22 protein-coding genes are annotated in these 17,173 nt (G+C 64.9%); 18 read left to right on the top strand and 4 right to left on the bottom strand.

Annotated features, from left to right (window positions below; genetic code table 11):
- Positions 1–135 precede the first annotated feature (135 nt).
- From ACYVJH_RS11920 to ACYVJH_RS11910, 3 genes are all read left to right on the top strand, one after another.
- On the top strand, positions 136–522 hold the full coding sequence (locus ACYVJH_RS11920; protein ID WP_460454862.1) for a hypothetical protein: 387 nt from the start codon (positions 136–138) through the stop codon (positions 520–522).
- Positions 523–1,028: 506 nt separating this feature from the next.
- Positions 1,029–1,409 carry a hypothetical protein gene (locus ACYVJH_RS11915; protein WP_460454861.1) on the top strand — a complete coding sequence of 127 codons (381 nt, stop codon included), beginning with the start codon at positions 1,029–1,031 and terminating at the stop codon, positions 1,407–1,409.
- A gap of 1,831 nt (positions 1,410–3,240) precedes the next feature.
- Positions 3,241–3,735 (top strand): hypothetical protein, encoded by a 495-nt coding sequence (locus ACYVJH_RS11910; RefSeq protein ID WP_460454860.1) that lies wholly within the window; start codon positions 3,241–3,243, stop codon positions 3,733–3,735.
- A gap of 151 nt (positions 3,736–3,886) precedes the next feature.
- Here the strand turns inward: ACYVJH_RS11910 and ACYVJH_RS11905 are convergent, their stop codons facing one another.
- Complete coding sequence (locus ACYVJH_RS11905) at positions 3,887–4,171, bottom strand: hypothetical protein (RefSeq protein WP_460454859.1); 285 nt, start codon at positions 4,169–4,171, stop codon at positions 3,887–3,889.
- A 1-nt stretch (position 4,172) separates the two neighbouring features.
- On the opposite strand from ACYVJH_RS11905, the gene ACYVJH_RS11900 reads away from it, so the two are divergent.
- The 14 genes from ACYVJH_RS11900 to ACYVJH_RS11835 all read left to right on the top strand — a co-directional run bounded on the left by ACYVJH_RS11900 (position 4,173) and on the right by ACYVJH_RS11835 (position 12,316).
- Positions 4,173–4,586 carry an MAPEG family protein gene (locus ACYVJH_RS11900; protein WP_460454858.1) on the top strand — a complete coding sequence of 138 codons (414 nt, stop codon included), beginning with the start codon at positions 4,173–4,175 and terminating at the stop codon, positions 4,584–4,586.
- 64 nt (positions 4,587–4,650) lie between these two features.
- On the top strand, positions 4,651–5,052 hold the full coding sequence (locus tag ACYVJH_RS11895; RefSeq protein WP_460454857.1) for a hypothetical protein: 402 nt from the start codon (positions 4,651–4,653) through the stop codon (positions 5,050–5,052).
- Positions 5,053–5,107: 55 nt separating this feature from the next.
- The gene (locus tag ACYVJH_RS11890; protein WP_460454856.1) at positions 5,108–5,638 is read left to right on the top strand and encodes a P-loop NTPase family protein; all 531 of its coding nucleotides are present in this window, start codon (positions 5,108–5,110) and stop codon (positions 5,636–5,638) included.
- Between the two features lie 14 nt (positions 5,639–5,652).
- Positions 5,653–6,069: a hypothetical protein gene (locus ACYVJH_RS11885; RefSeq protein ID WP_460454855.1), complete on the top strand. Its 417-nt coding sequence runs from the start codon at positions 5,653–5,655 to the stop codon at positions 6,067–6,069.
- Between the two features lie 69 nt (positions 6,070–6,138).
- On the top strand, positions 6,139–6,513 hold the full coding sequence (locus ACYVJH_RS11880) for a GFA family protein (protein ID WP_460454854.1): 375 nt from the start codon (positions 6,139–6,141) through the stop codon (positions 6,511–6,513).
- 401 nt (positions 6,514–6,914) lie between these two features.
- Positions 6,915–7,334 (top strand): putative signal transducing protein, encoded by a 420-nt coding sequence (locus ACYVJH_RS11875; protein WP_460454853.1) that lies wholly within the window; start codon positions 6,915–6,917, stop codon positions 7,332–7,334.
- Between the two features lie 208 nt (positions 7,335–7,542).
- Positions 7,543–8,181, top strand: coding sequence for a hypothetical protein (locus ACYVJH_RS11870; protein WP_460454852.1), 639 nt, complete (start codon positions 7,543–7,545; stop codon positions 8,179–8,181).
- Positions 8,182–8,197: 16 nt separating this feature from the next.
- Positions 8,198–8,755 carry a GrpB family protein gene (locus tag ACYVJH_RS11865; RefSeq protein ID WP_460454851.1) on the top strand — a complete coding sequence of 186 codons (558 nt, stop codon included), beginning with the start codon at positions 8,198–8,200 and terminating at the stop codon, positions 8,753–8,755.
- Positions 8,756–8,805: 50 nt separating this feature from the next.
- Positions 8,806–9,267: a methyltransferase family protein gene (locus ACYVJH_RS11860; RefSeq protein ID WP_460454850.1), complete on the top strand. Its 462-nt coding sequence runs from the start codon at positions 8,806–8,808 to the stop codon at positions 9,265–9,267.
- Between the two features lie 212 nt (positions 9,268–9,479).
- Positions 9,480–9,833: a DUF1294 domain-containing protein gene (locus ACYVJH_RS11855; protein WP_460454849.1), complete on the top strand. Its 354-nt coding sequence runs from the start codon at positions 9,480–9,482 to the stop codon at positions 9,831–9,833.
- A 40-nt stretch (positions 9,834–9,873) separates the two neighbouring features.
- The gene (locus ACYVJH_RS11850; protein WP_460454848.1) at positions 9,874–10,278 is read left to right on the top strand and encodes a hypothetical protein; all 405 of its coding nucleotides are present in this window, start codon (positions 9,874–9,876) and stop codon (positions 10,276–10,278) included.
- Entirely contained in the window at positions 10,275–11,120 is an 846-nt protein-coding gene (locus ACYVJH_RS11845; RefSeq protein ID WP_460454847.1) for a DMT family transporter, read from the top strand. The genes ACYVJH_RS11850 and ACYVJH_RS11845 overlap by 4 nt, the downstream gene beginning before the upstream one ends.
- 46 nt (positions 11,121–11,166) lie before the next feature.
- Positions 11,167–11,631 (top strand): DUF4262 domain-containing protein, encoded by a 465-nt coding sequence (locus tag ACYVJH_RS11840; protein ID WP_460454846.1) that lies wholly within the window; start codon positions 11,167–11,169, stop codon positions 11,629–11,631.
- A gap of 10 nt (positions 11,632–11,641) precedes the next feature.
- Positions 11,642–12,316, top strand: coding sequence for a class I SAM-dependent methyltransferase (locus tag ACYVJH_RS11835; protein ID WP_460454845.1), 675 nt, complete (start codon positions 11,642–11,644; stop codon positions 12,314–12,316).
- A gap of 4 nt (positions 12,317–12,320) precedes the next feature.
- Here ACYVJH_RS11835 and ACYVJH_RS11830 read toward each other — a convergent pair whose 3' ends face one another.
- From ACYVJH_RS11830 to gpmI, 3 genes are read right to left on the bottom strand one after another with little or no spacing between them, the layout of a single operon-like run.
- Positions 12,321–13,604: a S41 family peptidase gene (locus ACYVJH_RS11830; protein WP_460454844.1), complete on the bottom strand. Its 1,284-nt coding sequence runs from the start codon at positions 13,602–13,604 to the stop codon at positions 12,321–12,323.
- 33 nt (positions 13,605–13,637) lie between these two features.
- Positions 13,638–14,792 carry a murein hydrolase activator EnvC family protein gene (locus tag ACYVJH_RS11825; protein WP_460454843.1) on the bottom strand — a complete coding sequence of 385 codons (1,155 nt, stop codon included), beginning with the start codon at positions 14,790–14,792 and terminating at the stop codon, positions 13,638–13,640.
- The gene (gene gpmI, locus ACYVJH_RS11820) at positions 14,789–16,321 is read right to left on the bottom strand and encodes a 2,3-bisphosphoglycerate-independent phosphoglycerate mutase (RefSeq protein ID WP_460454842.1); all 1,533 of its coding nucleotides are present in this window, start codon (positions 16,319–16,321) and stop codon (positions 14,789–14,791) included. Before gpmI ends, ACYVJH_RS11825 begins: the two co-directional genes overlap by 4 nt.
- A gap of 124 nt (positions 16,322–16,445) precedes the next feature.
- Between gpmI and ACYVJH_RS11815 the strand changes: the two genes are divergently transcribed.
- Positions 16,446–17,171: a DUF4097 family beta strand repeat-containing protein gene (locus ACYVJH_RS11815; protein ID WP_460454841.1), complete on the top strand. Its 726-nt coding sequence runs from the start codon at positions 16,446–16,448 to the stop codon at positions 17,169–17,171.
- The last annotated feature ends 2 nt before the right edge of the window (positions 17,172–17,173 follow it).

The following is a 17,173-nucleotide window of genomic DNA, read 5'->3' as shown; positions in this document are numbered from 1 at the left end:
CGCGATAGCGGCAGTATTTGGGATGTTCTTTGGCTAGGGACGCCTAACCAATCATTCAAGCTGACGCCGGACCGTCTATCCCGGTAGACCGACTGTCGCGGCCGGCGCAGCTTAACTCAAGGTGTTAGGCCGAGAATGCAGCGCGATTTCGACAAACTGCTCGCCCACTACGCAACCGTCACCGACGGTTCCAGTGTGCTGTTCGTCGAGTCGTTCAAAGACCTGTGTCACAAGCACGGAGTCACTCCCGATGTCTTGTCTCACGCTTTCGCCCGGGAGGTAGCCGAGCGCCTCGTGTCGGACCGAATAGACTTCGAAACTGGTGACTTCGCAATCAACGATCTCTTCTGGGCAAGCGACTGCTCGTTGACTGGCTTCGCATTGGACGTATTTCACGCTTTTGAGGATGGTGAGGTTATGTCCCCTCACTACCCACCCGGCACTATTCCCTGGAAGGACTACACTCTTCCTGCACTCCGTGAGGCTCTGGCACGGGACGAGGAGTCCCGGGGGCCTAACTAATCATTCAAGCCGACGTGCCTCCGGCACGCGGCTTAACTCCAGGTGTTAGGGGTCAAGGCAAGCATCATGGATTGGTCCTACGTCTCTTTCACAATCGGGCAAGGCGCTTTCGGACTCGCGCTGTTGCTTCTCCCGATCCCATTCCTGTCGCACGTAGCCATTCAACAACGTCGCATCGCCGCATGCTCTCCAGGGCTGGCCGGGGCCGTATCGTTCTTGGCGCTGAGTCTCATCTCTGGGACTGCGTCGAATCAAGGCTCTGATGTGCTTGGCTACCTTCCAATGGCTGGTCTCCTGCTTGTCGTTGCCCTTATCCCTCTGTCTGTGCGCGCATTGCGCAACAGGTGGGTAGGCTTGCTCCACCTATTTACGGCTTCCGGGGCGCTGCTAGCCATGTTTCTCTCCGCAATGGCAATCTCACATGACTGGTTATAGGCTGGTCCCTAACTAATCATTCAAGCCGACGCCTTCGGCGCGGCTTAACTTAGGCTTAGGCGGGCTGTTTGATGGCTGACTACGTTGTCTCTTACTGGCCCGCAATGATCGCAGTCGGGTTGATCGCACTGGCGATGTTTCGACCGATTGCGGCCCCCTCTCGCTGGCGTGGCGTCATTGTCGCGACGATCACCGCAGTGTCCGGCGCGGTGTCGTTTGCTAGCGCCTTGGTATCTCCAGAGCACGACTTCCTGGCCGGCATTGACGTCCTCGCCGTTGGTATCATCGCCCCAAGCTTCGCCGCCTTGGTAGGAGTAACTCTTGGGTCCGCTCCTGCACCCGCACGCCTTGGTGGTGTTTTGGCGATGGGGCTGCTCGCAATCGGCGTCATCCCACTTATGCTGGGACTCATGCTCTTGCTCAAAGAATGTGCGACCGGCAATTGCCTATAGCCGATTGCCTAACTGATCATTCAAGCCGACGCCTTCAGCGCGGTTTAACTAAGGTGTTAGACGGCCATGAAGGTTCTCCGGGTCATTGCTTATTTATCCGCCGGCACCGTCGTGCTAGTTGGCTGCTCGTCGCTCCCTGCAGCATCGAGCGTACCTAGCCAGGTTGCTATTTCTGTCGCAGAGCCGGAGCATTCCTGCGCCTCGCTTCCGGACACAATCGAAGTTGGGCTCTTGATCGCCAATCAAGGACAGGGGACGTTCCGGACATACATAGACACTTTGCCGGGACCTCCATACAAGCTGAGCTGGCTTTCTTACTCGGTGTTGAGTGACTCGCCGTCTGGCAGCAACATAGAGTGGAAACATGGTGCGGGAGGCCACGGCCCGCTTCCCCAGAACACACTTTCCATCGGCCCAAGCGACTCAACACGCGTCTTTGCCAAGATCTACGGCACCGCTGAAATGGACAAGAGCCGGTTGTACCGGATCCAACTCGAAGATCAGGCAGATCAGATCTATGTGTCCAACGTTTTCGCGCTCTGCCAGCCAGTAGCAACAACTGGCCGGCCGTCTAACAATTCATTCAAGCCGAACCCGCTTCGCGGGTCGGCTTAATTCAGGCGTTAGGCCCTCACGTGAGTCTTGTCCCAGTCATTTGTGCGGTAGTCATTGGCGCTGGTGCTGGCCTGTTCGTCGTAGTACGAGAAGTTCGAGCCGGCGGTTCGCCAAGGGACATGTTCTATTGGGCGGCATTCCTGACAGGCATTATCGGTGCCTTCGTTGTCTGGCTATTGGGGCTGGCATCGATGCTCGGAGATTCAGCTCAGTACTTCTTGCCCACCTTGGAAACGCCCGCGCAGCGTCGCCTCCTACTCTTTTATGCCGCACTTTCCGGCACAATAAGCGCGTCAGTTGCAGCGGGCATAGTCGTCCTTGCTTCATGGGTCAAGCGAGCCTAACCGATCATTCCAGCCAATGCCTTCGGCGCGGCTTAACTCAAGGCGTTAGGGCTCCCACCATGCGATCACGCGATTGGATAGCGCTTTCGACTCTGGTTCTGTTCGTCGTGCCGGGCGGGCTGCTTTCCTATACAGCTTGGTTCAACGAACCTGGCGTCGAGGATGTCATCTACTCAGCTATCCAATCCCTACGCCAAATGACTGACCAAGGCACCGGAGACTTGCTCGTGAGTGTAGGTCGTTCTCTAATGTTCTGGTGGTGGCCCGTTGCGTTCATCTGCGTTGGATTGAGTGCTTTAACTGCAACGGTGCTTGCGGCAACAGAACCGGACTCCTCAGCAGGAGTCAAAGCGCTGTGGATAGCGTCCTTCTATTTTTCGCTGGTGACGGTCCCCATCTATTGCATATGGCAGTTCGGGACCAGGCCTGACCAATCATTCAAGCCGACGCCTTCGGCGCGGCTTAAGTCAAGGCGTTAGTCCTCAATGATTCCAGGCACACTCCTTATGCGGTCCCATCAAGCCTGGAAGATGCGGGCGATGTATCTTGCGTTGGCCGTCGGAGCAGTCATGGTGGTTTACGGGCAGTGGCAGAGTGATTCCATTTCTTCTGGATCCTTCGCTTTTTTCGTTTTTGGCGGCTCACTCCTCGGGATCCTTGGTCTCGCCTTCGGGTGCCTTTCGGTGAGGTGCGGGAATTGCGGCACACCCTGGCTTTGGCTTGCCATGAGCAAGAGAGCGAGCGGAGACTGGTTGAACTGGCTCGAATCTTTAGAATCCTGTCCAACGTGCGGCGCCTATGAGAAAGACGGCACCTGACTATTCATTCAATCCGACGCCTACGGCCCGGCGTAACTCAAGGTGTTAGGCCTCATGAAGCGAACCGTCGTCGCCTTTTGCTTATGGCTCCTGTGCAGCCCCTGGGTTCTCGCCTGCGAGTTGCCGTCAGATGACTCGTTCTACATCAGTTCGATGCAAGAAGAGCGCACGCTTACTTCGGAGGCGCTGGCCAAGTCCGAGTACGTGTTCGTCGGCACCGTGTCTGCCATCCGTGTTGGTGCAGCGGCCTCCAAGCCTGGCGATCGGGTGTCGGATGTGGAGGTAGAGATTGTGGATGCGCTGGTTGGGTCGTTGACGTCGGGCACTACCGTCACAGTAAAGGCCCGGCTTCATCACCAGATTTACGGCTGCTTTGGCAATGAAGCCTTCTGGGACGATCAGGTCGAGATTGGCGAGAGCTATATTTTCTTCGTGCATGGCGGCAGAATCCTATCTGCATCCCCGCCAGCCAAGAGTTGGAAGAGGCTGGGACTTTCCGGACAGCGGGAGCTTGTTATTTCTCTCACCAGGCGGCTCGATGAGGCATAACCAGTCATTCAAGCCGCCGTCGCACCGCGGCGCGGCTTGAATCGGGCGCCAGACCCCTCCGGAGGGATCCTTGAACCCCACCAAGCAACGCCGCCGCATCCCCCAGACTTTACTGTTGACCGTGGCACTGGGATCGGGCATTTCGTCGGTATTATTCGGTTTCTTTTTCTTCTTGTTCTATTGGCCATATCGAGGCCTGTTCAACGAGGAGGGTCGCTACTTTGATGGAAACACTGCGGTCGTCTTTCACGAGCAGTCCAGCTTGCTCATGGTTCCAACTGTTGCTTTCGCGGTAGTCGCTTTGTTCTTTGGTGTCGTTTGGTGGGTTCGCCGTCGCCCCGCTGGGGGAGCAGCGGACGGCACCTAACAAGTCATTCAGTCCGATGCCTTTGGCGCGACCTGATTCCAGGCGCCGTACCTCAGTGGAGAGTGCCACGATGACTTCAACAAGTTCGATCGCGCTGACTGGTTTCATTGCCTGGGCACTCTTTCTCCTCGTGCTCATGGAGGTCATTCGCTCGCAGCTTGTGCTGCGAGGAAAGGTGCCGGCAAACGGCTTCACTCCAGACAATTCAAACTTGTCACCCTTCATGCAAAGACTGGCCAGGGCGCATGCCAACTGCGTTGAGGGCCTGCCCATCTTTGGCGGCCTGCTGCTCGTAGCCATTGTTACGGACCGGACACTCATCACGGACCCGCTTGCCTATCTCTTCCTCGGCACCCGCGTATTCCAGTCACTTGTGCACCTGGCCTCGCTAAGCGCCGTTGCGGTCACTATTCGCTTCACGGCCTTTGCCGTGCAGATGGCCATCGGGGTTTATTGGGCCTTCATGCTATTGGCCTCGGCGTGAACCCAGAATGCCGATTCAAGCCGATGCATTCGGTGCGCCTTAGCCAAGGCGTGGAGAGCCAAGGGTGATTGAAGCAGCTGCTCTTGCCGTCGTGATTGCCGTTGGCGTGTTCCTCTTCGCCCTCGGTGCAGCCGCCTTCCTGGCGCCAGCCCATGCAGGCAGCTTTCTGCTGGGTTTTGCCGGTTCGCCCACGAAGCACTATCTGGAGCTTGCACTGCGGCTCCTGGCCGGCGGAGCGTTTGTGATCTCGGCGCCCGTCGTAGCGCTCGCTGGCGGCTTCACCCTTTTTGGTTGGCTGCTCCTGGGCACAACCATGGTCCTTCTTCTGGTTCCATGGCGCTGGCATCATCGCTTTGCTCAGCGGGCGGTTCCCGAAGCGCTTCGGTTCCTGCCGTTCGTGGGCGTCTCATCTACGCTTATGGGGGGGCTCATTCTTTGGGCAGTGTGGCGTGGCAACCTCGCATGACAATCCAATCAAGCCGGCGCCTATCGGCACGACCAGGATCGGGCGAAAGATTGCTATGAAAGTCCTCGTCTTTGGCAACTCGGGCTCTGGCAAGAGCACCTTCGCCGCAGAGCTGGCACAGGAGCATGGGCTCGCCCACCTCGATCTGGACGCCATCGTCTGGGAGCCAGGCAAGATTGCGGTCCAGCGCCCCGCCGATGCAGTTGCCGCTTCGCTGTCGCAATTCTTGTCCCAGCACGGCAGCTGGGTCATCGAGGGTTGCTACGGGGAGCTGGTGGCTGCCGCGTCATCCCATTGCACGGAGCTGGTATTTCTCAACCCGGGGCTGGAAACCTGCCTGGAGAACAACCGCAGGCGTCCCTGGGAACCTCACAAGTACGCGTCGAAAGCTGCCCAGGACTCCATGCTGGACAATCTGCAGGCCTGGGTCTCCGATTATTATGATCGGCAGGACCAGTGGTCCTACCATGCCCACCGGCAGATCTTCGACGCATTCGCTGGCCGAAAAAGCGAGCATGTCGGAGGAAAGAGACCGACCGAAGCGATGAGTGACGCGAGTAAGCCGCTCCCTCCTGACAACGACTAACGTTGAGCCCAGAGATGACTACTCCAGCGACAAAGCAGAAAGGCAGATTCCTGCTGCTCCGGCGCCTGCTCATCTGTGTCCTCGCCGGATTGCTGATCTTCTACCACTCCCTGACCCTCTACGATTTATACCTGGGCACCGATACCAGCGAACCTACAAGCTTCGATCACGTGCAGTCGGTCTTTCGGGTGGTGATAACCCTGAGCCTGCTTCTCGTCGTCTTTGGCAGGCGCCGGGCCCTGTGGGGGATGTGGGCGGGCATCGCCAGTCTTGTCGCAACACACTACTGGGCGCATTTCGGAAACCTTCCCGTCGACTTTACCGAGGGAAGGCACCCCCTTTCCTATCTCAAGGGCTTCATCTTTCCTACGATCATTACCTTGGCGTTCCACACTCCAAGCCGGGTCAGTGATCAAAGCGAAGAGGCATGACAATTCATTCAACCCCGACGTCGCCCTGCGACGCGGCTCAACCAGGGCGCCAGGGCGCATGAAAGGGCAATGAGAACAGAGAAAGGACGCTGCCACTGCGGGGCCGTGGAGTTCGAGGTCGATCTCGAGAATGGCTTTGAGAACATCCGCCGCTGCAACTGCTCCATCTGCAGCCGAAAAGGGGCTGTCATGGCCGGCGTGCCTATTGAGAGGCTTCGCGTGGTCAAGGGCGTGGACAAGCTCACGCTCTATCAGTGGAACACCAAGATCGCCAGGCACTACTTCTGCAGCATCTGCGGCATCTACACACATCACCAGCGTCGTAGCGTTCCGACGGAGTACGGATTCAATCTCGCCTGCATCATCGGGATCGACATGGCAGCCATCGGCCCCATTGGCTCCAGCAACGGCGCGGCCCAGACGCTCGCCCCGGCTGCGCCCTGAGGATCCATCCAAGCCGACGCCTTCGACGCGACGCACCCTGGGAACAAGGCTCAAGAAATGGCTGAAAGCGAACATTGCCCTGGATGCGGTGCCGAGTTCCGGACACGCAGCGCGATTGTCGATTTCGGTGTCGCGCCCACCATCTGGCTGCGCCACCAGATTCCGCCGACGGTGAAGTGCCCGGCTTGCGCCTTGCGGTTCCGTTCCCGCGCCATACGTTACTTCGGGTTCCTGGACGCGTCCCGGTTTCGGGGGCTCCTGGTCCTGGGAGGCTTGCTGGCGGCGGCAGCCGTCTTCGGTCTAATCTTCCTGTAGGCGTCGGGCACGGCACCAGTCCCCGCCGACCATTCCAGCCGTTGCCATCGGCGCGGCTCTACCCTAGGCGCCAGCCCCGGCAGACCATGCTCTCGACCGTCGGACACTACTTCGATCCATGGGAGGCGCATGTCCTCCGGGCCCGGCTTGAGTCCGAGGGCATCCCGGCAACGGTAGCGGGCGACCAGCACATCATCGCGAACTGGCCACTGTCTGTTGCACTGGGTGGAGCTGTCCTGCAAGTGCCCAGTGCGTATCTGGGGCAGGCGCGCGAGATCGTTGCCGACTATTACGCCGGCACCTTGCAGGCTGACCTGGTTGCGGCGCATCCCGAGGCTGCAGACGCCTGCCCGGCCTGTGGCGAGGCGCAAGTGGTCGGAACCGTTCCCTTCGGGCAGCGGGCACTGGCGGTTGCCACGTTCCTTTTCGCCACCGCCCCGTTCCCCACCCGGGCATCCCGGCTCCGTTGCCAGACGTGTGGCCATGCCTGGCGGTACGGAGGCTGACAATTCACGGGAGCCGATGGCGCACGGACCACCGCACGCGTGGCGCGATGGATTCAGGTCCGGGGTGTCCGCCTGGGTGGGGGCCCAGACAATGGTGCCCCCCGAAAATTGGGCGTAGTGTGCGCCCAAGCCCGCGCTCCCGCGGACAGGGCATCAGGCCATGGGCAACTCCGGTCCGCGGGATGTTGATGTTCGCCGGCGTACCCTTATGGCCGGCGCCCTGGCGCTGGGTGCGCAGCTCGCGCTGCCAGGTGCGGTATCCGCGAGCACCATTCAGGCCGGAAAGGCCAGGAGGCGACCCATGGACCTGGAGCGATTCGTCGAGGATTGCGTTAGCGCCAACCGGGAATCCGACGCCCAGACTGCGGTTCGTGAAGTACTCGCGCGCGCCGTGTCCCAGCCCTCGGCGGTGTTGGCCGCACTCGGCGCCCCCGATCGCGCCGGATTGAACGTTCTGGTGCGGTCGCAGACGCTGACGATCTTTGCCGCGTCGTGGACCCCGCAGATGAACCTGATGCCGCACAACCACCTGATGTGGGCCAATATCGGAATCTATTCCGGACGTGAGGACAACATCTTCTGGCGACGGTCCGGGAAAGGCATCGAGGCCTACAGCGCCGCCGCCCTGTTCGAGAAGGACACCGCTGCCCTGCCTGCGGATGCACTGCACTCGGTCACCAATCCATTGCTCCGCTTCACGGGAGGGATCCATATCTACGGAGGTGACTTCTTCGCGACGTCCCGAAGCCAGTGGAATCCCGAGACCCTGGACGAGGAGCCTTCCGATGGCGCAGCCATCCAGCGCATGTTCCAGCGCGAGAACGAGCGCCTGGGCCTCGGGTCCTGACGCGGCGCCAGCGCTCATGTCCCTTGTCACGATCGCCCCGTATTCGGACGACTGGGCGCTTCAGTTCTCCCGGATAAGCGCCGAGCTCCTCGGCGTGTTTTCGGAGGATTCCATCCGGGTTGAGCATATCGGCAGCACGGCGGTCCCGCGCCTGGCAGCCAAGCCGGTCCTGGATGTGCTTCTCGGCGCGCAGTCGCTCACTGCAATCGAAGCAAGAATCGGCGCGCTGGAGAACCTCGGTTACCAGTATGTTCCCAGGTACGAGCACCAGTTGCCCATGCGCCGCTACTTCACCCGGGCCGGGTCAGGCGATGCGCTTCGCATCCATCTGCATGCCGTTGTCCTTGGTTCGGACCTTTGGCGGGACCACCTTGTCTTTCGTGACGCGCTTCGCGCCGACGGCTCCCTGCGCGCTGAATACGAGGCGCTGAAGCTGGCGCTGGCTGACACGTTCGCAGGGGACAAGGCGTCCTACACGGCCGCCAAGGAACCTTTCATCCGGTCAGTCATCCGGTCACAGCCGCCGGCATCGGATTCTGACGGGCCATCCAGGCCGGACCCGCTTCGCGGCTAGTCCTTCCTGGCTCCGCCTGACCTCTGCAACCAAGGCTCACACCCGAACCCATGCCGCTACTGGACCTCAGGATCCCACCCCCCCTCGTGGCGCTGGCATGCGCGGGGCTCGCCTGGGTGCTCACCCACTACACGCCCGGCCTCGTTTTCCAGGTTCCCGCCCGGGTCTGGATTGCCGCGGCCTTCGTGGTCATCGGGATAGCGTTGGATGTTTCCGGACTGTTGGTTTTCCGGAAGGCGCGGACAACGATCAATCCGCTCGCGCCCGGAAAGTCGACCGCCATCGTCGACAGTGGCCCGTACGCATTCACCCGGAACCCCATGTACCTTGGCATGGCAAGCGTGCTGCTCGGCTTTTGCGTCTTCCTCGCCAACCCGGTTTCGCTTCTTGCCGTCATCGCCTTCTGTGCATACATCACCCGCTTCCAGATCATCCCGGAAGAACGGCTGCTGCTTGGCAAGTTCGGCGAAGCGTACGCACGGTACCGGGACGCGGTCAGGCGCTGGGTCTGAAAGCCTATAGACTGCGGCTTCCGCTCCACCCACCAAAGGACGTGCAATGCGTAATTCCGCGAGCGCTCCAACCACGGCAGTCTGGGTTATCTGCCTCGTGCTGTTCATCGTTGCGCTGGTTGCACAGTTCGGCCTTGCGTCGATTCCCCAGCCCTTCGCGACCTGGTCCTGGATAGTTGGCCTTGGTCTCCTGCTGGTGGCGTGCCGGGTGCGTGGCCTATAGCGCCGCACGTTTCCCGAGGGCGGCCTTCGGCGGCGGCGCCCTCGCCGGCGTTGTAGCCGCCGCGGGCTTCGGAAGCCTGCCCATCCTGCTGGCTGCAGGCTATCTAGGCCTGAGCGCCGTGTCGTACCTGATGTACCGGGCGGACAAGGCGGCTGCCCGGGCCAGCAGGCGGCGCACCCCCGAAACAAGCCTGCACCTGGTCGACATGCTGGGCGGCTGGCCGGGCGCGCTTGTCGCGCAACAGCAGTTTCGCCACAAGACGGCCAAGCAGCCGTTCCAGACCCTTTTCTGGCTGACGGTTATCCTGAACCTGGCCGCCGCCGGCTGGCTGGTATGGCCCTAGGCGCCGGGATGGCCACCTGTGGAATGCGGGAGTACTGGGCGTGTTGAGGATCCTGAAACCCGGTTTCACCTATTTCCTGATCGTCTTCGGCGCTGGCTTCGCGCTTGCCTTCATCCGGCTGCCCCTGCTGGTGCCCCGGTTCGGCGTGCGCACGGCTGAACTGATGGAGATGCCGGTGATGCTGGCGGTCATCGCATGGGCGTCGTGGCGGCTGGCGAAGCGTCATGCCGACCTCGGCCGGGGTTCGCGCCTGCTGGCCGGGCTGTTCGCCTTCGCGCTGCTTGTTGCCGCGGAGTTGCTGGTGGCCTGGTTCCTGGGCCCCGGCTCGCCGGGCGAGTACATCGCCTCGCGTGATCCGGTATCGGGCAGCGTGTACCTGGCGTCGCTGCTGATCTTTGCCGTCGCGCCGGCCTGCTGGGACCCGGGAGCCGGTCGGAAGCCATGACTCCACTGCACGGCCCGCGCCTGGCCCTCGCCGTCGCCCTGGCGCTGCTGGCCTTCGCCGGCAACTCGCTGCTGGCGAGGCTGGCCCTGCGCGACGGTGGCATGGACCCGGCCAGCTTCACCGCGCTGCGGCTGGCGTCCGGAGCGCTGGTGCTGTGGATCCTCGCCACGAGCCTTCGGAAGGGGGCTGCTGGCAGCGGCAACTGGCGCTCGGCCCTGGCCCTCTTCGCCTACGCCGCGTTCTTCTCCCTGGCCTACGTGAAGCTTGAGGCGGGTGCCGGCGCCCTGCTGCTGTTCGGCGCCGTGCAGGTGACGATGATCGGCCGCGGGCTCTGGCGCGGCGAACGGCTGGCGGCCTGGCAGTGGCTGGGGCTGGCCCTGGCGGTGGGCGGGCTCACCGGCCTGCTGCTGCCGGGGCTGACGGCTCCGCCGCCCGGACCGGCGGCCCTGATGGTGGCCGCGGGCGTTGCCTGGGGCGTGTATTCGCTGCGCGGCCAGGGCGGGGGTGATGCGATCCGGGTGACGGCGGGCAACTTCCTGCGCTGCCTGCCGTTCGCGGCTGTGTTCTGGTTTCTGATGTGGGAAGGCACACGGATGGATGCCGCCGGCGTCGGCTATGCATTGGCGTCCGGCGCACTGGCTTCCGGCGTGGGCTACGCCGTCTGGTACACGGCCCTGCCCGCACTGCGGGCCAGCACGGCTGCGACGCTGCAGCTGTGCGTGCCGCTGCTGGTGGCGCTGGCCGGCGTGGCCTGGCTGGGTGAGCCGGCCACCCTGCGCCTGGCGCTGGCCGCGCTGGCCATCGTCGGCGGCGTGGCGCTGGTGGTGCGTTTCCGCCGCTGAGCCGCATCCGCTAACCTGTGCGCCCCAGACAGGCAGGAAATGGTTGATGGACCTCGCCGCCGCCCAGGCACGCATCGTAGAAGACATCCGCAAGTACGGCTGCCACGTGATCCAGGTGCAGGGCAACGGCCCGCACCCGTCGTTCGCCTACAGCGTGGGCATCGGCCGCACGTCCGACAGCCCCGACGTCTGCGTTTTCGGGCAGCCCGCGCCGGTCGCGCACCGGCTGCTGCACCACTACAACAAGCGCGTGCGCGAGGGCGAACGCTTCGAGGCCGGACAGGTGTTGCAGGGTTTCATCAAGGACACCGACTGCGTGCTGCGTCCGGTGGATCCTTCGCACCACGAGGCGCTGTTCGGATTCAACGTCTGGCTGCACGACGGGCCGCGTTTCAGGATGCTGCAGCTGGTGTACCCGACGGTCGAGGGCATCTGGCCCTGGAGCGAGCTGGCCAACGACTGGCTGCGCCAGCAGCAGCCGATCCTCGAGAACGTGTCGGGCCCGCACTGAGGCATCGGCCATGAAGGACGAGGCGATCACCCGCAGCTGGCTGGCCAACGCCGACGCGTGGACGGACATCGTGCGTAGCGACGGCATCGAGAGCCGGCGCCTGGGCACCAATGCCGCCGTCGTATCGGTGATCGCCGGACTGGCGCCGGACACGCTGCTGGACGTGGGCTGCGGCGAAGGCTGGCTGTGCCGCGCGCTCTCCGGGCGCGGCGTCGCCTGCACGGGCATCGATGCGTCGCCGCGGCTGCTGGCAGCGGCCCGCGAGGCCGGTGGCGGCGACTTCGAGCTGATCGATTACGCCACGCTGGCGGATGGCAATGCCGTGTCCGGGCCCTTCGACGTGATCGCCTGCAACTTCGCCCTGCTTGGCGAAGACATCGTGCCCCTTCTTGCGGCGCTGCGGCGGCGGCTTTCGCCAAGGGGCCGGCTGGTGGTGCACACCGTGCATCCGTGGCAGGCCTGCGGCGACGGCGACTATGCGGACGGCTGGCGCAGCGAATCCTTCGCCGCGTTCGGCGCCGGTCGTTTCAAGGAGGCCATGCCGTGGTTCTTCCGCACGCTGTCCCGCTGGGTCGCGGACCTGGGCGAAGCCGGGTGGGTGGTTGAAAGCCTGCGCGAGCCCCCGGACCCGAACACGGGCCGGCCGCTTTCGCTGCTTGTCGTCGCCGCGCCGCGCGCGGCCTGAAGACCTAGAAGCGCCGGCGCGCGCGGGCCGTGGCGGTGCCGGCCTTGAGCGCGTCGAGCGCGCTGCTGATGGCGGTATCGCCTTCGATCAGCTCGCCGGCCTTGGCCTTGGCTTCGGCTTCGCCGGCGAGGTGGCCGGCCAGGTCCTGTTCGCGCATGCCGCGGGCGGCTTCGCCGCGCAGCACGATGTCCGGAAGGATGCCGCGGGCCTGGATTGAAACGCCGCTGGGCGTGTAATAACGCGCGGTGGTGAGCTTGATGGAATCGCCGTTGTCCAGCGGCACCACGGTCTGCACCGAACCCTTGCCGTAGGTGCGCGAGCCCATGATGCTGGCGCGACCGTGGTCGCGCAGCGCACCGGCCAGCACCTCGGCAGCGCTGGCGGTGCCGGTGTCCACCAGCACGATGACCGGCGCGCCGTCGATCAGGTCACCCGCCTGGGCGTGGAAGCTGGTGTTGGAGTACGGCAGGCGACCCTGCGTGCGCACGATGAGGCCGTCGTCGAGCAGCGCGTCGGCGGCTTCGACCGCGGCGCTGAGCAGGCCGCCCGGGTTCGAGCGCAGGTCCAGCACCAGGCCGCGCACCGAGCCTTCCGCGTCGTCGGCCAGTTTGCGCAACTGGCGGCGCATCTGCGGGCCGGTGTCGGTCTGGAAGGTGCTGATGCGCAGGTAGGCGTAACCGGGCTCGAGCAGGCGGCTGGTGACCGAGGTAACACGAATGGCCTCGCGCACGATGGTCATGTCGCGTGGCTCCACCTCGCCCGTGCGGGTGATGGTGATGGTGACCGGCTCACCCGCTTCGCCGCGCAGGTCGTGGTGCGGCTTGGTGTTGCCGCTCAGGGGTTCGCCGTCGATGGCGACGATGACGTCGCCGGCGCGCAGGCCGGCGCGGTGGGCGGGCGTGCCGTCGATGGGCGCCACCACGAGCAGGGTGTCGTCGGGGCGGCGTTCGGTTTCCACGCCGATGCCGACGTATTCGCCGCGGGTGTCGTCGAGCAGGGCTTCGGCTTCGTCCTTGTCCAGGTAGGCGCTGTGCGGATCGAGGTCGGACAGCAGGCCGCGCAGGGCGGACTTCATCAGCTGCTGGTCGTCCACCGGTTCGACGTAGGCGTCCTTGACCGCGTTGTAGACCGAGACATAACGGCGGATTTCGGCCAGCGGCACGTCGGCCGGCAGGGTCTGGGCCATGACCGGGTCCGTGGCATCCACCGGGGCGGGCACGGGCACCGGCGCCTGGGCGAAGGCCAGGGCGGGCAGGAGCACAAAGCTGAACGCAAGTAGTTGGCGCATGGGGAGATTATGCGCCCAGCGGGGCGATGTGGGTCAGGGCCTGAACCAGGGCTTGGGATCCTGGGGCTGGCCGTTGCGGCGCAGCTCGAAGTACAGGGCCGGGCGGCCCTGGCCACCGGAGCTGCCGACGGTAGCCAGCGGGTCACCGGCGCGAACCCAGTCGCCGACGTCCTTGAGCAGGGCGTCGTTGAAGGCGTACAGGCTCATCCAGCCGTCACCGTGGTCGACGATGACCAGCAGGCCGTAACCCTTGAGCCAGTCGGAAAACGCCACCCGCCCCGGCGCCACGGCGCGGACCTCGGCGCCGGCGGTGCCGGCGACCAGCCAGCCGTCGCTGCCGCGGCCGTCGGGCAGCTTGCCGCCGAAGGCGGCCAGCACGCTGCCGGCCAGCGGCCGGCCCAGCTGGCCGCGGCGGCCGGCGAAAGGCCGATTGTCGTCCACCTGGCGGGGAATGTCGGCGACGGCGTCGCGCAGCTGTTCGAGCAGCTTGAGTACGGTCTTTTCGTCGCGGCCCAGGGCGGCCAGCCGGGCGGCCCGGTCCTTGAAGCCCGACTCAAGCGTGGCCAGCACCGTGGCCCGTTCGGCCCGCTGGCCCTCCAGCGCGGCCAGGTCGGCCTGCTGCTGGGCCAGGGCGGCGGCCAGCACGTCGCGCTGGTCCTGGATGCGCTGGGCGACGCTGGCCAGGGCCTGCAGTTCGTCAAGCAGGCCGGCGATCCGTTCCTGGCGGTCGGCCTGGAAGTAGCGGTGGTAGGCCAGCACCCGGGCCAGGTCAGCCATGCGGTCCTGGGCCAGCAGCAGCTTGAGCTGTTCGTGGCGGCCCAGCGCGTAGGCCGAGCGCACCAGGGCGGCCAGGGCCTCGCGCTGTTCGGTCAGGCCGGCTTCAAGCCGCGCCTGTTCGGCCTGCAGGTCGCGAAGCTCGATTTCCGTGGTGGCGATGCCGGCTTCGGTTCGGCGCAAGGCACGCACGGCGTCGCCGACCTGGGCATCGGCGTCACGCAGGGCCTTGCTGGCCTCGCTGCGCTCGCCCTCAAGCTGGCGCTGTTCGGCGGTGATGGCCTTGATCTGCTGGCGCAGCGTCTGCAGCTGCTGCTCGGCGGCGGCTTCCTTCTTTTCGCGCTCGGCTGGCTGGGCGGCGGCAGGAACGGCCGTCGCGGCCAGGCAGGCGGCCAGCACCAGGCGACGGATCAAACCAGCTCCACCAGCGGCTGGCCGCTCATCTCGTCCGGCTTGGCCAGGCCCAGCAAGGCCAGCATCGTCGGTGCGATGTCGCGCAGGGCGCCGCCGTCGCGCAGGCGTGCCCTGCGGCCGCAATACACGAAGGGCACCGGGCCGACGGTGTGCGAGGTGTGCGGCTGGCCGGTGTCCGGGTCGCGCATCATTTCCAGGTTGCCGTGGTCGGCGGTGACGATCATTTCGCCGCCGACCTCCGCCAACGCGCCGCGGATGGCGCCCAGCGCGTGGTCCACGGCTTCGGCGGCCTTGATCGCGGCGGCGAGGATGCCGCTGTGGCCAACCATGTCGGGGTTGGCGATGTTGCAGATGATGACGTCGTGCCTGCGCGCGCGGATGTCGTCGGTCAGGCGCGCGGTGAGCTGGGGCAGGCTCATTTCGGGCTGCAGGTCGTAGGTGGCGACCTTGGGCGACGGGATCAGCGCACGTTCCTCGCCGGCGACCACCGCTTCCTTGCCGCCGCTCATGAAGAAGGTGACGTGCGCGTACTTCTCGGTCTCGGCGATGCGCAGCTGGCTCAGGCCATTGGCCGCCAGCACCTCGCCCAGGGTGTTTTTCAGGTCCTCCGGACCGAAGGCGACCGGGGCCGGCAGCCTGGCGTCGTATTCGGTGAGGCAGACGAAGCGGCCCAGCTTCGGCACGCGACGGGCGAAGCCGTCGAAACCCGGGTCGACGAAAGCGGACGTGAGCTGGCGGGCGCGGTCGGCGCGGAAGTTCATGAACACCACGGCGTCGCCGTCGCGCATCGGATGGTGGCCGCGGATGACGGTGGGCAGCACGAATTCGTCGTTTTCGCCGCGGCCGTAGGCGGCCTGCAGCGCGGTGACGGCGTCTGATGCGGTGTCGTCGGCGTCGGCTTCGACGATGGCCTTCCAGGCGCGCTCAAGCCTGTCCCAGCGCTTGTCGCGGTCCATGGCGTAGTAGCGGCCGATGACCGTCGCCACGCGCACGTCGCCTTCGTCGCACAGGGCATGCAGGCGCTGCAGGCTGGGCTCGGCCGAGCGCGGCGGCATGTCGCGGCCGTCCAGGAAGGCATGCACGGCGATGTCGGCCACGCCTTCCCGGCGGGCCAGTTCGATCATGGCGAACAGGTGGTCTTGGTGGCTGTGCACGCCGCCCGGCGACAGCAGGCCGAACAGGTGCAGGGTGCCGGCGCCGGCCTTGGCGGCGCGGCAGGCGGCCACCAGCTCGGCATTGGCGAAGAAGCTGCCGTCCTCGATGGCCGCGTCCACGCGGGTCAGGTCCTGGTAGACGATGCGGCCGGCGCCGATGTTCATGTGGCCGACTTCGGAATTGCCCATCTGGCCCTCGGGCAGGCCCACGTGCTTGCCTTCGGTGTGCACCAGGGTGTGCGGGCAGTCGGCCAGCAGGCGGCGCCAGTTGGGCAGCCGGGCCTGGGCCAGGGCGTTGTCGGCGGGGTCCTCGCGGTGGCCCCAGCCGTCGAGGATGAGCAAGAGCAGGGGCTTGGGGCGGTTCTGGGCAGGCAAGTGGGACTCCGGGACGTGTGGCACGGGCGAATTGTAGCGCTGGCGGGGATAGTCGGCCTGTTGGGTCTTTAAACCCCCCGCCCGGGAGCCGCATCGGACCCGGTACTTTTCAAGGAGCTACACCATGCGCATTCGTCCACTCGCCGCCCTGATCCCCCTCTCGCTGGCCCTGGCCGCCACGCCGGCCTTCGCCGAACAGGACATCGACAAGATGAACGGCAGCGTCACCGCCGAGGCCGGTGGCGAGTACGGCTCGCTTTCGACCGTTAACGGCAGCATCACGATCCGGGAAGGCGCCACGGTGCGCCAGGTCGAAACGGTCAACGGCGGCATCACCATCCAGGCCAACGCCAAGGTCGGCGGTGCCGAGACCGTCAATGGCGGCATCCGGCTCGAGGACGGCGCCAGCGCCCGTGAACTGGATGTGGTGAACGGCGCCGTGAGGCTTGGCCGCAACAGCCGCATCGAAGGCGACGTGGAGGCGGTCAATGGCAGCGTGCGCGCTGAAGCGGGCGCCGAGATCGTCGGCAACGTCGAGAACGTCAACGGGGCCCTGATCTTCGACCATGCCCGCGTGGGCGGCCAGCTGGCGACCCGGCACGGCGACATCACTCTGGATGCCTCGACCGTGGAAGGTGGCATTCGCGTCGAGAAGCCCAACACGCGCTGGTGGTCGTTCGAGCGCAAGCGCGCGCCGCGGATCGTCATCCTTGCCGGCTCGGTGGTGGGCGGCGAGATGGTGTTCGAACAGGAAGTCGAGCTCTACGTGCACCCCGACGCGAAAGTCGGCAAGCAGTCGGGCATCGCGCCGCGCATGATCGACAGCCCGGACGCGCCGCGCGCGGATTGACC

The sequence above is a fragment of the Arenimonas aestuarii genome (assembly GCF_054781715.1).
This window is presented reverse-complemented; position numbering and strand designations above follow the sequence as displayed.

Coding starts and splice junctions, on each gene's coding strand:
- ACYVJH_RS11920 (WP_460454862.1), top strand. CDS start 136: ATGCAGCGCGATTTCGACAAACTGCTCGCCCACTACGCAACCGTCACC.
- ACYVJH_RS11915 (WP_460454861.1), top strand. CDS start 1,029: ATGGCTGACTACGTTGTCTCTTACTGGCCCGCAATGATCGCAGTCGGG.
- ACYVJH_RS11910 (WP_460454860.1), top strand. CDS start 3,241: ATGAAGCGAACCGTCGTCGCCTTTTGCTTATGGCTCCTGTGCAGCCCC.
- ACYVJH_RS11900 (WP_460454858.1), top strand. CDS start 4,173: ATGACTTCAACAAGTTCGATCGCGCTGACTGGTTTCATTGCCTGGGCA.
- ACYVJH_RS11890 (WP_460454856.1), top strand. CDS start 5,108: ATGAAAGTCCTCGTCTTTGGCAACTCGGGCTCTGGCAAGAGCACCTTC.
- ACYVJH_RS11885 (WP_460454855.1), top strand. CDS start 5,653: ATGACTACTCCAGCGACAAAGCAGAAAGGCAGATTCCTGCTGCTCCGG.
- ACYVJH_RS11880 (WP_460454854.1), top strand. CDS start 6,139: ATGAGAACAGAGAAAGGACGCTGCCACTGCGGGGCCGTGGAGTTCGAG.
- ACYVJH_RS11875 (WP_460454853.1), top strand. CDS start 6,915: ATGCTCTCGACCGTCGGACACTACTTCGATCCATGGGAGGCGCATGTC.
- ACYVJH_RS11870 (WP_460454852.1), top strand. CDS start 7,543: ATGGCCGGCGCCCTGGCGCTGGGTGCGCAGCTCGCGCTGCCAGGTGCG.
- ACYVJH_RS11865 (WP_460454851.1), top strand. CDS start 8,198: ATGTCCCTTGTCACGATCGCCCCGTATTCGGACGACTGGGCGCTTCAG.
- ACYVJH_RS11860 (WP_460454850.1), top strand. CDS start 8,806: ATGCCGCTACTGGACCTCAGGATCCCACCCCCCCTCGTGGCGCTGGCA.
- ACYVJH_RS11845 (WP_460454847.1), top strand. CDS start 10,275: ATGACTCCACTGCACGGCCCGCGCCTGGCCCTCGCCGTCGCCCTGGCG.
- ACYVJH_RS11840 (WP_460454846.1), top strand. CDS start 11,167: ATGGACCTCGCCGCCGCCCAGGCACGCATCGTAGAAGACATCCGCAAG.
- ACYVJH_RS11835 (WP_460454845.1), top strand. CDS start 11,642: ATGAAGGACGAGGCGATCACCCGCAGCTGGCTGGCCAACGCCGACGCG.
- ACYVJH_RS11830 (WP_460454844.1), bottom strand. CDS start 13,604: ATGCGCCAACTACTTGCGTTCAGCTTTGTGCTCCTGCCCGCCCTGGCC.
- ACYVJH_RS11815 (WP_460454841.1), top strand. CDS start 16,446: ATGCGCATTCGTCCACTCGCCGCCCTGATCCCCCTCTCGCTGGCCCTG.